The sequence below is a fragment of the Streptomyces endocoffeicus genome, from assembly GCF_016741935.1.
GTDB classification, from domain to species: domain Bacteria; phylum Actinomycetota; class Actinomycetes; order Streptomycetales; family Streptomycetaceae; genus Streptomyces; species Streptomyces endocoffeicus.
The window spans coordinates 58,592-70,997 of the sequence record NZ_JAERRG010000016.1 but is presented as its reverse complement, the minus strand read 5'-3'; the positions used below and the strand labels follow the sequence as shown (position 1 = coordinate 70,997).

At 66.8% G+C, this 12,406-nt stretch carries 11 protein-coding genes and 2 pseudogenes; 6 read left to right on the top strand and 7 right to left on the bottom strand.

Annotation, left to right across the window (positions count from 1 at the left end):
- The first annotated feature begins 21 nt into the window (after positions 1 to 21).
- From JK364_RS32735 to JK364_RS32725, 3 genes and pseudogenes are all read left to right on the top strand, one after another.
- Positions 22 to 516, top strand: a complete 495-nt coding sequence (locus tag JK364_RS32735) for a YbaK/EbsC family protein (protein WP_201854976.1) — start codon at positions 22 to 24, stop codon at positions 514 to 516.
- Positions 513 to 1,298, top strand: a pseudogene (locus JK364_RS32730) (EamA family transporter); the annotation flags it as partial. The gene JK364_RS32735 and the pseudogene JK364_RS32730, both read left to right, overlap by 4 nt.
- A gap of 26 nt (positions 1,299 to 1,324) precedes the next feature.
- Complete coding sequence (locus JK364_RS32725) at positions 1,325 to 2,773, top strand: recombinase family protein (protein WP_201854974.1); 1,449 nt, start codon at positions 1,325 to 1,327, stop codon at positions 2,771 to 2,773.
- Positions 2,774 to 2,897: 124 nt separating this feature from the next.
- Here the strand turns inward: JK364_RS32725 and JK364_RS32720 are convergent, their stop codons facing one another.
- The 4 genes from JK364_RS32720 to JK364_RS32705 all read right to left on the bottom strand — a co-directional run bounded on the left by JK364_RS32720 (position 2,898) and on the right by JK364_RS32705 (position 6,441).
- The gene (locus JK364_RS32720; RefSeq protein WP_201854973.1) at positions 2,898 to 4,304 is read right to left on the bottom strand and encodes a replication initiator; all 1,407 of its coding nucleotides are present in this window, start codon (positions 4,302 to 4,304) and stop codon (positions 2,898 to 2,900) included.
- A 279-nt stretch (positions 4,305 to 4,583) separates the two neighbouring features.
- On the bottom strand, positions 4,584 to 4,778 hold the full coding sequence (locus JK364_RS32715) for a hypothetical protein (RefSeq protein ID WP_201854972.1): 195 nt from the start codon (positions 4,776 to 4,778) through the stop codon (positions 4,584 to 4,586).
- On the bottom strand, positions 4,775 to 6,085 hold the full coding sequence (locus JK364_RS32710; protein ID WP_201854971.1) for an FtsK/SpoIIIE domain-containing protein: 1,311 nt from the start codon (positions 6,083 to 6,085) through the stop codon (positions 4,775 to 4,777). Before JK364_RS32710 ends, JK364_RS32715 begins: the two co-directional genes overlap by 4 nt.
- Positions 6,082 to 6,441, bottom strand: a complete 360-nt coding sequence (locus JK364_RS32705; protein ID WP_201854970.1) for an SCO3933 family regulatory protein — start codon at positions 6,439 to 6,441, stop codon at positions 6,082 to 6,084. Before JK364_RS32705 ends, JK364_RS32710 begins: the two co-directional genes overlap by 4 nt.
- A gap of 169 nt (positions 6,442 to 6,610) precedes the next feature.
- Between JK364_RS32705 and JK364_RS32700 the strand changes: the two genes are divergently transcribed.
- The gene (locus JK364_RS32700) at positions 6,611 to 7,381 is read left to right on the top strand and encodes a GntR family transcriptional regulator (RefSeq protein WP_201854969.1); all 771 of its coding nucleotides are present in this window, start codon (positions 6,611 to 6,613) and stop codon (positions 7,379 to 7,381) included.
- Positions 7,382 to 7,814: 433 nt separating this feature from the next.
- Here the strand turns inward: JK364_RS32700 and JK364_RS32695 are convergent, their stop codons facing one another.
- Both JK364_RS32695 and JK364_RS32690 read right to left on the bottom strand, forming a co-directional pair.
- Positions 7,815 to 8,105: a hypothetical protein gene (locus JK364_RS32695; protein ID WP_201854968.1), complete on the bottom strand. Its 291-nt coding sequence runs from the start codon at positions 8,103 to 8,105 to the stop codon at positions 7,815 to 7,817.
- Between the two features lie 452 nt (positions 8,106 to 8,557).
- Entirely contained in the window at positions 8,558 to 8,893 is a 336-nt protein-coding gene (locus tag JK364_RS32690) for a hypothetical protein (RefSeq protein WP_307841447.1), read from the bottom strand.
- A 510-nt stretch (positions 8,894 to 9,403) separates the two neighbouring features.
- Here JK364_RS32690 and JK364_RS58590 point away from each other — a divergent pair.
- Positions 9,404 to 10,774 carry an NsdA family TPR-like regulatory protein gene (locus tag JK364_RS58590; protein ID WP_201854966.1) on the top strand — a complete coding sequence of 457 codons (1,371 nt, stop codon included), beginning with the start codon at positions 9,404 to 9,406 and terminating at the stop codon, positions 10,772 to 10,774.
- 5 nt (positions 10,775 to 10,779) lie between these two features.
- Here JK364_RS58590 and JK364_RS32680 read toward each other — a convergent pair whose 3' ends face one another.
- Positions 10,780 to 11,700: an aminoglycoside phosphotransferase family protein gene (locus JK364_RS32680; protein WP_201854965.1), complete on the bottom strand. Its 921-nt coding sequence runs from the start codon at positions 11,698 to 11,700 to the stop codon at positions 10,780 to 10,782.
- A gap of 218 nt (positions 11,701 to 11,918) precedes the next feature.
- On the opposite strand from JK364_RS32680, the pseudogene JK364_RS32675 reads away from it, so the two are divergent.
- Positions 11,919 to 12,041 (top strand): annotated as a pseudogene (locus JK364_RS32675) (EamA family transporter); the annotation flags it as partial.
- Between the last annotated feature and the right edge of the window lie 365 nt (positions 12,042 to 12,406).

Below are 12,406 nucleotides of genomic sequence, written 5' to 3'. Positions count from 1 at the left end.
GGGCGTCGATAGCGTCGCTCCATGGTCGACTCCACCCCTGACACCGCCGCCCACCCCCGCTTCGCCGACGCCCTGCGCGAACTCGGCCTGGACGTCGAGGTGCGCCGGTTCCCCGACGCCACCCGTACCGCCGCCGAGGCCGCCGCGGCGATCGGCTGTGAGCTGAGCCAGATCGTCAAGTCGCTGGTCTTCGCGGCGGACGGACAGCCGGTGGTGGTGCTGATGGACGGGGCGTCACGGGTCGACGTCGAACTCGTACGGCAAGAACTGGGCGCCGGGAGCGTCCGCCGGGCGGACGCGGCGCTGGTACGGGAGACCACCGGCTACGCCATCGGCGGGGTGCCGCCCTTCGGCCACCGCACCCGTACCCGCGTCCTGGCCGACCGCCGGCTGCTGGACCACGAGACCGTATGGGCCGCGGCGGGCAATCCGCACACCGTCTTCCCGCTCGCCCCCAAGGCCCTGATCACGCATGCCGAGGGCACCCTGGTGGATGTGCGCGAGCGGTCCGCGTGACCCCGCTGGTCGCGGCCGCGGTCCTCATCGCGGCCGTCACCCACGCCAGTTGGAACGCCATCGCGCACGGCATCAGGGACCAGTTGCTCGCCTTCACCCTGGTGGGCGGCGGCGGGGCACTGTGCGGGCTGGCGCTGCTGCCGCTCACCCCGCTGCCCGCGGCGGACGCCTGGCCGTATCTGCTGGCCTCCGCGGCCATCCACGTGGTCTACCAGCTGCTGCTCATGCGCTCGTTCCACCTGGGCGACTTCGGCCAGATGTACCCCATCGCGCGCGGCACCGCCCCGCTGGTGGTGACGGTGGCCGCCGCGGTCTTCGTCGGCGAGCGGCCGGACCGCTGGCAGGCGGCGGGCATCGCGCTGGCCTCGGCGGGGCTGGTGGGCGTGGCGCTGTGGGGCATCAGGGGGTCGCGGCACGCCGAGCGCGAGGGGAACGGGGAGAGCGGCGGGGAGAACGGCGGGGGCGCGCCGCAGTGGCTCGCCCTTACGGCCGCCATCGCCACCGGTCTGTCCATCGCCGCGTACACCGTCGTGGACGGTCTGGGGGTACGCGCCTCCGGCAGCCCGCCCGGCTACATCGCCTGGCTGATGATCCTGGAGGGCTTCGCCATCCCCGCCTGCGCCCTGGCTATCCGCCGCGGCACCCTCCTCCGCCAGCTACGGCCCGTCGCCGCGCGCGGACTCCTCGGCGGCCTGCTGTCGGTCGCCGCCTACGGCCTGGTCCTGTGGGCCCAGACCCGGGCCGAACTCGCCCCGATCGCGGCACTGCGCGAATCGTCACTCACTCCCTGCTCATACCGTATTTACTCATGAGCCGATCCAAGAACAGCAAGCCCACCATCACCCCAGGCGAGTTAGGCGCGATCTACTGCCGGATCTCGCACACCAAGGACGAGGACCAGACGGGTGTAGACCGTCAGGAACGCATATGCCGTGAGATAGCCGAGCGACTTCAGCTACGCGTCGAGCCCGAGCACATCTACGTGGACAACAACCGGTCGGCGTGGCAACGGAATCGCAAGCGGCCCGGGTGGAACGCCATGCTCAAGGCCATGGCCGACGACGAGATACGCCATGTGATCGTGTATCACCCCGACCGGCTGATGCGGCAGCCGAGGGATCTCGAAGAGCTGTTGAGCATCGCCGACGACAAACGAATCATGCTTCACGGCGAAGCCAATCGACGTGATCTGTCGGATCCTGACGATCGCTTCATTTTGCGTATCGAGGTGGCGCACGCCTGTCGCTCTTCGGACGACACATCGCGTCGACTCAAGGATATGCTCGCTGATCATGCCAGGGCAGGTAACCCGCACTTCGGGAATCGGCCTTACGGCTACAGCCGGGACGGCAAGACCATCGTGGAGGATGAAGCAGAAATCGTTCGCGAGGTCTTCCGCCGATACCTCGACGGGGAGGCACCCGCAGCCATCGCTCAGGACCTCCAAAACCGTAAGATCCTGACTTCAAAGGAAAAACTCTGGGAACCGGACAACGTACGTAACCTGTTGTCATCCCGCTACGTGGCAGCCATCCGCACTCATCGCGGCGAGGAATTCGGCATCGGGTCTTGGCCCGCCATCATTGACCGAGGGCAATGGGAGGAGGTCCAGGAGTTCAGAAAGCATCGGGCTACCAGCATTAAGGCGAAGCAGAAGCACCCAACTCGCTACTACCTGCTGCGCGGTGTGGCCACGTGCACGTGCGGCATGCGCATGGCCGGAACAAACAGCGGCAGATACGCCTACTATCGCTGCACCCGAGCCGACCTGAACGGCGAGCAGAAGTGCGGTCGTTCAGTCTCGGCGGAGCCACTGGAAAGGTTTGTCCGCGACGTGGCTATCAAGGGACTCAAAGAGATGGACGTATCAGGTCGCGCCCCCGCAACGACTGTGCGCCCCGAAGCTGACGTTGAGGCAGACGAGAAGGATCAGCAGCGACTCAAGGAACTCAATCAACTCTGGCTAGATGATGACGACTTCTCGATGACCGAGTACCAGGCCATGCGGAAGGAGATCCTGAAGCGGATCAAAGACCGCCAGCGCCAGACGGTGCAACGCCCGATCGCTGTCCTGGTCGGCATCGCCGGACCAGACGCCGAAAATAACTGGAAAGCCCTGGAGAAGAGGAAGGATTACGCACGCATGAATGCCATCTACCGTTTTCTCTTCTCCGCCGTCGTCATTCATCCGCCGACGACCCGGGGCCGGGGGTTCGATACCGATCGCGTTGAGATCAAACCGAACCCCCTCCCCTAGCAATCTTCTGGAAAGGGGCCGAGGAGCCGTGCCAATCGTGCCGCGCTCTTCGGCCCCAGCCGCTTCGGAATCTTCGCCGCTTCCCGCTCGACCGCACGTCTCCACTTCTCGGGATCCTGTCGGGTCATCGGCCCACCCCCGAGCAGCCGATCTCTTCCCGGGCGGTCTCACGGTTACGGGCCAAGTCCTCTGCTACCCCCGCCGCGATCAAGGCCGCCCCAGGGGTGTGGCCGGAGCCGACGTAGCGCCAGTGGGCGTCCGTGAGCACGTCCGCTTCGTCGGCTGGTTGGGTCCCGCCGGTTTGGTGGTCGGCTCGTTCGGCGCGCAGTGCGGTGTAGGTGGTGGAGTAGGCGCGGGATTTGGTGAGGATGTGGCCCCGGTAGCCGAGCGTGTGAGCCCAAGCGCGTAGACGGAGGGGTTCCAGTTCGGGTAGGCCGCCGAGGCGCCAGCAGGCGTGCATGAGGGCGCGCACGTGTGCCGACACGGGGGCCGCTGCGATGTCGTCTGGACTGGTGATCTGGTGGTCGAGTCCGGCCCCGGTGTCGGTGGCCCCTTTGGTGACGTACTTGGCGACGTAGGCGGCTACCGCGTCATCGGTCAGGCCCTCACTGCCACCGAAGGCCCGGAGCGGCCGGGCGTCGAGCTCGGCGCCCCAGCGCAGTTCGTGTTCCCCCAGGGCCGCGCTGAAGGGGGTGGCGAGGCGTACGGCCGCAGCGGCGGTGCGGACCACGGCCGTGAGCACATCGGCCGTTGCCCAGGCCGGGGGCGGATCATCCGGCCCGCGTGCACCGTCGAGACGCACCACAGCGTGGACGTGCACGGCCGCGCGCCGTTGGTATTCGGCGACTTTGGCGTAGGAGATGCGCAGGCTGCGGCGCAGACCGGTGCGGGTGCGGCCGACGCGGGCAGCGAGGTGGTTGTACAGGTTGTCGGTGAACGCCTTCCACAGCCGCCCCGCGTGCGCGTGCCACAGGACATGCGCCGGGTAGTCGTAGCAGTCGGGGCACAGCGGCTGGCCGGTGCACGGGTCATCTGCGTCGTGGACGGCCGGGCAGCCGAGGGGGCGACCGTGTTCGCACTCTCCGCCATCGCGTCGCGGTCGGCAACGCTGCCCGTGAGCAGTGGCACGGTGGACGGAGCCGAAGCTGGGGGCCGTAAGCGTGAGGAACAACCGGGGCCGCTCGCGTACGTCGGTGGGTACGGTCTTGCCGCCGACGAGTCCGGCGCGCACGAGGTGGAAGGTGTCGCCAGCGTGGAGTCGGGAGCAGGGGGCGCAGACGGTTTGGCGGCGGTTGCGGCAGCGGATCAGGAGCCGTTCGCCAGGCTCGTTGCGGCTGTCGTAGTGGTGCAGTACCTCACCCGTGCGCGTGTCGCGGGTGGTGGTGGAGCCGGTGAGGTGGATCGGGTGGGCGCAGCCGCCTGTAGCGGTGATCTGCTCTACCCAGCGGCTGAAGCGGGGGTCTTGGACGAGGCGGATCAGATCTTGGTCAACTTCGGAGAGCTGACGCAGGCGCGCCGCACGGTCGAGCACGGCGCGCCTGTCAGCCGAGGTGGTCTCGGCGGTAATGGTGGGGACCTCCCAGGATGAGCCGCCGCAGCGGCACGGATGGATGCGGTTGGGTGGGTGTCGTCCATGGCGATCACTCCCTGCTTCGCGGGCCGGATGGGTGGGTTAGCGGATGGTGCCGGTGCCCCGGCAGCAGCGGCAGCGCCGCCGGTGTCCGGTGCGGGTCCTGCGGTAGCGCTCCCCCTTGCAGACAGGGCAGCGGACACGACGCATGGGCATCTGGTGAGGCCTCCCGGGGGTGGTCTAGCTGTTGGTGAAGCCGGAAAGGAGCCAGTTCACGAGGCCGTTTGTGCTGTAGATGACGGGGGTCTGGCCCAGGTACATGCCGAACAGGCCGATCAACAGCGCTTCCCACCACCGCACCGCGCGGGAGCGAAGGAGAAGGACCGTCGCGAGCCCGAAGAGCAGCGCCAGGGAGAGGACCAGGGACTCACTCATGTGCCCTCACCTGCCTCCAGGTCTTCCAGCGCACGGACGACCCCAGCCAGGCGGAAGGCCAGCCCCGCGTTCTCAGCCGCCGTGACTTGGGCTTCGGCGGGAGTGGTCAGGTGGGACCGCCCGCGCATCCAGCCGCCCGTATCACCTGCGGTTACGGCGACGCCCTGTTCGGCCTCCCCGATGGACTGCGCCACCGCCACGGCATCCTTGTTCAGATCACCCAGGGTCATCTCAGCCGTTCCCGGATCGTTGACCCGGTGGCAGACACGGCCGCTCAACTGGGCTCGCAGCGCCGTCACCCCCGGCCCGAGATCGGAGCCGACCCGTTGCCCGGCCACGACCAGATGCATCCCGAGCGCCGCCCCGAGTTGGGCCAGCCGCAGGAGGTAGGTCGAGCACTGCTCAGCCTCCGCCCGCTGCTCTTTGCTCCCGTTGGTCAGGTAGAGCTCAGCTATCTCGTCCACGATCACCACCACGGGCACCGGGCGTTCCTTCTCCGGCAGCTCCCATATGGAGCGCGCCCCGGCCGCACGGCAGGTGCGCATGCGCTCTTGCATGTCGACCACCAGGGCGCCGAGCACGGCGACCGCTTGGCTGCGGCAGGTGGCCAGGGCCGAGAGCCGCTGTTGGAACAGGCCCAGTTCCATGCCGCCCTTGCAGTCGACGCCGACCAGGGCTACGGGTTGCGAGGCAAGTTCGGTGATCAGCCGGGCGATCAGCGTGGACTTTCCCGATCGGGTTGCACCGACGATCAGCCAGTGCGGCACTCGGCGGAAATCCATCACCCACGCTCCACCGGTCTCCAGCGCGCCGACCACCGCTGATAGCAGCGACGCCGACACCTCCCCTGTGGTCCGGTTGGGGTGGTCCAGCGGGTCACTGGCGGTCGCGGTGATCAGTACGATGCCGCGTTCGGGAGAGACGATCCGCACCGCGTGCACCCGCCAGGCATGCACTAACGCCTCAGCCGCCGCCAGGAACGGGGCCGGAGTCTGGCCCGCGTGCAGCCGCACCCGCACCGACAGCCCATTGGGCGTGGGACGGGGGATGGAGCAGCGCGGGGCGTGAGTGCGCAGGGGGTCGCCCTTGACCGCCAGGTCACCCAGTAGGCGCCGGTTGGGCTGGTGGGAGACGGTGAGGTCATTGAGGTGAGCGACCTTGCGCCAGGTGACCATCACCCGCAGCGCGGTACGCGGGTACCCGGCCAGGTACCAGCGCGAGTGAGGCCACCGCTCCGGCAGACGGGTGACGAGCGCGACTGTCCAGGCCAGCGCCACCAGCGCGAGAGGCAGGAGAAGCTGGCTCATGACGCACCACCGCCCTTACCCACCGCCGCAGTTGCCGACGAGGCCGGTACAGGGGTGATGGCCGACGCGCGGAAGCTGATGCCGTGACGGTCGCCCATGGCCCAGGCGAACGCCTCCAGGCCAGTCACCCGCACCTCAGAGCCCTCTACGACCCCTTTGGGTTCTCCGGGGATGGCGATCTCGATCACCGACACCCGCCGCCCGTCCTGTCGCACTGTGACGGCGACGGTGTAGATCGTGTTGCCGTCCCGGTCCTTCTTGACCTCCTTGCTCTCGAAATCCGCGATCTTCGGTTCGGGCCCGACCGCGCACCGCAGTACGCCGAGCCGGGATGTGTCCACAGGTATGGACTGCATGGGTTGTGGGCCTCCTTGGCCAGTCGAGACGCCACACGTCACGTGACGTCACTCGTGCTTACGAGTTTCGACTATGCCTGTCTTGACGGCCAGAGGCAAGTACTTATGCTTACGAGTGACATCAGCTCACGTCAGGACCGCCGACGACAGGTGACGAGGAGAGCCCGGCATGGGAGAGATCCAACGCCCCGGAGCGCTGTACCAGCAGGTCGCAGCCGAGATCCGCAGCGGCATCGCCGCAGGCGAGTACAAGCCCGGGAGCCCGCTCCCCTCAGAGAGCCAGCTCATCGAGCGCTACAAGGTCAGCCGCCCCACCGTCCGCAAGGCCATCGCCGCGCTCCGCGCGGAAGGACTCATCGAGGTCATTCACGGCAAGGGCAGCTACGTCCGCGCCCTGCCCGCCCCCGCCGTCACCATCGAGCGGACCATCACCCGCAGCGGCAAGACTTTCCGCACCGGACATCACACGTGGGAGCAGGCCGAGACCCCGGCCATCTACCGCACCGCGACGACAGCGATCACCGGCCCGCTGCTCGGACTCGCCGAAGGGGAAGCACTGTTCGGCGTTGACCGGCTGCTGACCGACCCCGACACCGGCACCCGCGCCCTGCACAGCGTGCTGATCCCGTTCGCCACCGCCGACCAGGCCGAGCAGCTGGCCGAAGCGCCGGACACCGACCCGGAACAGATCTACGCCATCCTCACCGCCGCCGGACACAAACTCACCTGGCACGAGACCGTCAGCGCCCGAATGCCACTGCCCGACGAACGCAGCACCCTGGACATCCCCGACGCGACCCCGATCCTCCACACCGCCCGCGTCACCCACGGCACCGACCAGCGCCCGCTGATCCTCGAAGAACTCCGCGCCAGCGCGGACCGTGCCCAACTCGGTTACCGCGTCACCGCCGACAGCCCCCGCCAGCTCCGCGCCGTCTGAGCCCCCGAGTGGCGATCTGTCGAAACTTGTCTTCACTTACTCAAGGGCGCGCCTTGCGGCGCGCCGGGCGGTCTGGCCGCCCCGCCGGGCTGCGGCGTGGCCGCCGGTCCCGTCGGACGCCCACCGCCCGCACCTCTCAGCGCACCCGCGAGCGCTCGCCGAGGAGCCGACTGCCGTTCGGGGCGGGGGCGTTGTGGCTGGGGCCGACGGCCTACGCGGCTTTTAGGCAGCCACCACGGGGCGAGCCTCTAAGAACAGGGGGCCGATCGGTCGCAAACGCGGGCAGGGTCACCGACCCGCCCGATTCGCCGGGCCAGCGTAAGGCCCCCTGTTCTCTCGCCCCGTGGCAGCTCCCGCCCAAAAGCCGCTACGGCCGGCGGCGTGCCCACAGCGCGCCGATCCAGCACCGCACGCACGCCACCGGCCACCCCGATCACCCCGCCCTGCCCAGCCGGGCCGCCGTCACCCGCGCCAGCATCGCCACCTCACGCGCAGCCGCCGCCGACAACTCCAGCCGCACCACCCCGGAGCCGTCCGCGCCCGAAGCGGCACGCAGCCGCACCCCTGCCGCCTCCACGCCGACGAGGCTCAGCGCGTCACCCAGCTCGGCCGCCGCCTCCCGCGCGTCCCGCCAGCCGCTCAGGTAGTCCGCTCCGCGCACCCATATCCCCACCTCCAGGTCTGCCGCTTCTCCCTCGAACCCGTCGTCCCGTGGGCCGCACATTTGGTCAAGTCCCTTTCTCTGCAAGCCAACTGGCAAACAACGACCGGGCCACGTCGAGCGGGAGCACGACGACGACCCCGGTACCATCGGCACCGGGGTTCGTGATCGATCCCCAGCCGGACCACCCCGAGCTGTCCAGGCGGAGGGGTGGTCCGGCGTTGCTTTTCAGTTGTTGCGCGTGATTCCGTCCGAACCGACCTCAGTACTTGTGTCGGCCACCCGGGGAGCGGACCGGCTTACGGCACTCCGGCGCGTCCTCGGGTGCGGGCTCGCCGCCGAGCGCGTAACACAAGGCGGCATGCAACTGCTCTGCCTCCACCACCGTCAGCACCAGCGACGCCAGGGACGCGCGACCAGGGCGCAGGACGTGTAGCGGAAGTTCAAAGCGACCGCCACGCCCACGGCACAAGCCACGCCCCGGTACGGGGCCGACTTGCCAGCCTTCCGGACTGTCACTCATCGCCTCCCCTACTCTCCTGATCCTGTCCGTCGCTCTTGTCCTCGTTGGGCAGGTCGAGGCGCAGGCCGCGACTTTCAGCGATCCGGAGCACATCACGCAGCGCTTCGATCATGCGGTTCGAGAGAAAGCGCAGCTCTTCCACCTCCGCCTTGGGGTTACCGAGCAGTTCCAGGGCATGGCCCAGAAGTTCGGTTGCCATGCGGAGATGGAACGTCTCCATCTCGTCAGCGAGCTTCGACACATGTCCTGTGCCCTCTTCACCAGGCACCAGATAGCACGGCTGGCCGTTCGTACCGTTCCACGGCAGCAATCGCGGTTGCACACTCACCGGACCACCACCATCCCGTGCGGAGCACACAGCAGCTCGACCCGAGGCACGTCCTTCCGACGCTCATGCGCCACCAGATACGGCCGGACAAGCCCCACATCCTCACCGCGCAACACCGCCCCACGCGGCACCTGGTGCACACGAGGAAGCCGCAACGTCGGGGCGTCCCCGCAGCTCACGGGCGGGCATGCCTTGACTGATCGGTGACGCCCCTGACCCTGCTTCCACACTTTCGTCAGCGATTCGAAGATCCTGCCGATACAGTTCCGCACGTCGACCTGCTTCCATCAGGTTGGCCATGCCCCGGGGCGCAAGGCCCGCGCCGCCGGGGTCTTCTGTTCGGGACAGTCAACGACTGGTCGCGACCCGGCGGCAGGGTTCAACCGGGGGTTCACTTGCACGCCGGGGGTTCACCACCTACAGCAAGGGGGTTCACTGTGAACCCCCCTCCTTTGGAGAACAGCTGTGACAGGATGAACACCTGACGTAGCGGCGGGGGTGCCAACGACCATGAACAAACAGCCAAATCACCGGTTGGCCGCTCTCATGGAGGAAGCCGGAGCGTCGAACAAAGGCTTAGCCAAGCGAACCCGTGAGGTTGCCGCTCGACACGGCGTGCAACTGGGAACCACGCATGTAGCCGTACAGCGATGGCTCAATGGCAGTGGTATCCAGTCGCAAACTGCGGGGTTCGTAGCCGAGGCTCTGAGCGACAAATTGAGGCGGAAAGTCACGCCAACGGATCTCGGCTTCCCCGGGGCACTCCCAAGCGCCCCCATAGTCGGTGCGAGCTACGCCGACTCTCTCGCTGAGGCCCTGAGCGTCTTGGATGGACTCGCCAGGCTACGACCAGAGGACAATCCCCCCGGCGACCTCACATTGTCAGATGGCGACCTCGACCAGGCCGCCCTCACATGGCTCGTGTCACGCCCGGATGGATTAAACAGCGACTCCACAGCACCTCGCCGCGTGGGGATGCGGGACATCGCCGCTATCCGCACTGCGGCCGGATACTTCATGAAGCTCGACTTCCAGTTTGGCGGCGGTCACGCGCACAAGGCATTCCGCCACTACTTCCGCGAAGAAGTGTTGCCCCTTCTGGACGGAAATCACAGCCCCAAGATAGGAAATGCTCTATTCGAAGCGGCAACAGAGATTTCGCAACTCTTAGCGTGGACTGCGTACGACAGTGGAAACCACGCACTTGCCGACCGGTACATGATGTCGACTCTCCGCCTGACCCAAGTTGTCGGTGACCGGATGATGGGCGCCCGCATCCTTGCCAACATGAGCCACCAGGCAAATTATTTGGGACAGGCTCCCCGCGCTATGCGTCTCGCCCGAGCAGCCGTGGAGGGTGGACGAGGACACTCCACACCGCGCGGCATGGCTCTCTTCTCCGCACACGAGGCACGCGCCCTTTCCACTGCACAGGATCACAAGGGAGCGGCGCGTGCGATGAATGAGGCAGAGCGATTCTTCGAGCTCGCCGACACCGGCAGTGATCCAGAATGGCTTTCCTACATGGATGAGGCCGAACTAGTCGGAGAGTTCTGCCACTGCTTCCGTGATCTCGGACAAGGCCGTGAAGCCGTACGCTTCGCGGAACGCGCTGTCGCTCTCACGGACCCGAAGTACGCACGCACGCTCGGTTTCTGCCGAATGGTTCTCGCACAGAGCCAGCTCCTCAATGGTGAGCTTGAAGCGGCAGTCACCACGGCAGGTCTAGCTGTCGACGGCGGAGATGCCCTTCAATCCACACGCTTTCAGCGATACGTCACGGACTTCCAACGAACGGTATCAATCCACAAGGACAACCCCACCGTGCAACAGTTCAATGGGCAAGTACGTGACGCGATTGCACAAATGAACGATACATAGCAGCCTCAGCCCGGTTGCCAGTTACGGGGCGCCTCGTCATCCCGTAGAGACGCAATGCGCCGTGCGTACTCCTCGGCGATTTCAGAACTCTCGGATACGTTCTGCATCAACCACGTAGTCATGTTGAATTCCTGAACGCTCCGCAGAGTGGAGAATCCAGGCCACGTGCGGAGATCTCGGCCATATGCGCCAACGAATTCCGCATACTGTTCTGTAGTCTGCCACCCCAAGCTGTGATGCTCAGTGGCAGTAACCATCAAGTCCCACTCCGGGTGATCGTAGCTGAACCTCTCCAGGTCGATAAGTGTTACCTGGCCTTTCCGATCCACCATGAGGTTCTGAACGTGCGCATCCCCATGTACAGGTCCTTTCTTCGACTCGAAGCGAAGATTTGCGATCTGATCGCTCAACTCCCGTGCACGCTTTCGCAAAAATTCGCGGTCGTCCTCTCGAATCCCAGTGGCCGCCTCAATGCGCCGGTCGGTCCGGTCCAAGACAGGGAACGGCGGCAGGCCGAGACCGTCCGGCAAGCTCAACGAGTGGAGATCACGCAGAATCGACCCCAGCTCACCATACGTAGCTTTCCGATCGCTCTCCTCTATCAAGTGCCAGAACGTCACGGGGTGGCCGTCGACGACCAAAGGTTGCTCTAGTTCATCGACGGTCCGGGCCACCGGGAAGCCCTCACCCGCCAGCCAGCGCGACACCTCCACCTCGCCACGCACAGAGGGCAAGTACTCCGTTGACCTTGCGATCCGTACTACTACCTGCTGCGCCGTCAGCCGGAAGAGCGCGTTTTCGCCCAAGCGGATCAGTTGAGCCCCACCACTGTCGAGGCCCACTCGATGGCACGCCGCAGTCATCACCCGCGTAGCGCGTGCCGACAAGAACCCCTCTCGTGAATCCCGCGCAGCATCATTCGGCATGCCTGTACCAACTCCCCTAGATCACGCCACCCGCCGTCGGTGACCCTTAAGAGACATCTCTGCGACCGTACCCACGACCCGAGAACTACAACGGGGCCGGGGGATGGCGATCAGCCATCTGCACGGTGCGGCGTCCCCTCCACCCCCAACCATGTGCCACGTAGCGCCAGGCTCCAACGCTCTGACCTGCGATGTAATTACTGCCTCTACAGGACTTGACGTCGATCATCGTGGGCGCGGCGATCGGCGCGCTGTTCTTCAAGGAGGGGTTCGGCGGCCCGAGGATCGCGGCGGCGGGGCTGATGGTGGCGGGCATCGGACTGATGCTGCACGCGGGTTGATCGCGTGCGGGATGTCCGCCACGTGGCAGGGGGCTCCGGGGTTTGAGGCGGAGCCCCGCCTCCCAGCCCCTCCAGGGGGCACCTCCCAGCGGTAGCTGGGGGAGATTGAGGAACGAGGCCTGGGGCAGAGCCCCGCCTTCCAGCCCCTCCGGCGATTGAGGAGCGGGGTCTGGGGCGGAGCCCCAGTTGAGGGAAGGGGCGGGGAGGGGAGCAGCCCGCCGCAGGCGTCACAGCCCATCGGACACCCCCTGGCCAGTTGCCTTCGCGCCGCGTTGCCCCGTACACCGTCGCCCCGTACACCATTGCCCCCGCTCTTCCGCTCTTCGTTGATCCTGCGCGGACGGTCCTGGGTACGACAGAATCGG

Bases quoted from the DNA above. Each gene is read 5' to 3' on its own strand.
- JK364_RS32710 (WP_201854971.1), bottom strand. From the start codon at position 6,085: ATGAGCCAGCTTCTCCTGCCTCTCGCGCTGGTGGCGCTGGCCTGGACA.
- JK364_RS58590 (WP_201854966.1), top strand. From the start codon at position 9,404: ATGAACAAACAGCCAAATCACCGGTTGGCCGCTCTCATGGAGGAAGCC.
- JK364_RS32705 (WP_201854970.1), bottom strand. From the start codon at position 6,441: ATGCAGTCCATACCTGTGGACACATCCCGGCTCGGCGTACTGCGGTGC.
- JK364_RS32680 (WP_201854965.1), bottom strand. From the start codon at position 11,700: ATGCCGAATGATGCTGCGCGGGATTCACGAGAGGGGTTCTTGTCGGCA.
- JK364_RS32735 (WP_201854976.1), top strand. From the start codon at position 22: ATGGTCGACTCCACCCCTGACACCGCCGCCCACCCCCGCTTCGCCGAC.
- JK364_RS32695 (WP_201854968.1), bottom strand. From the start codon at position 8,105: ATGTGCGGCCCACGGGACGACGGGTTCGAGGGAGAAGCGGCAGACCTG.
- JK364_RS32715 (WP_201854972.1), bottom strand. From the start codon at position 4,778: ATGAGTGAGTCCCTGGTCCTCTCCCTGGCGCTGCTCTTCGGGCTCGCG.
- JK364_RS32700 (WP_201854969.1), top strand. From the start codon at position 6,611: ATGGGAGAGATCCAACGCCCCGGAGCGCTGTACCAGCAGGTCGCAGCC.
- JK364_RS32725 (WP_201854974.1), top strand. From the start codon at position 1,325: ATGAGCCGATCCAAGAACAGCAAGCCCACCATCACCCCAGGCGAGTTA.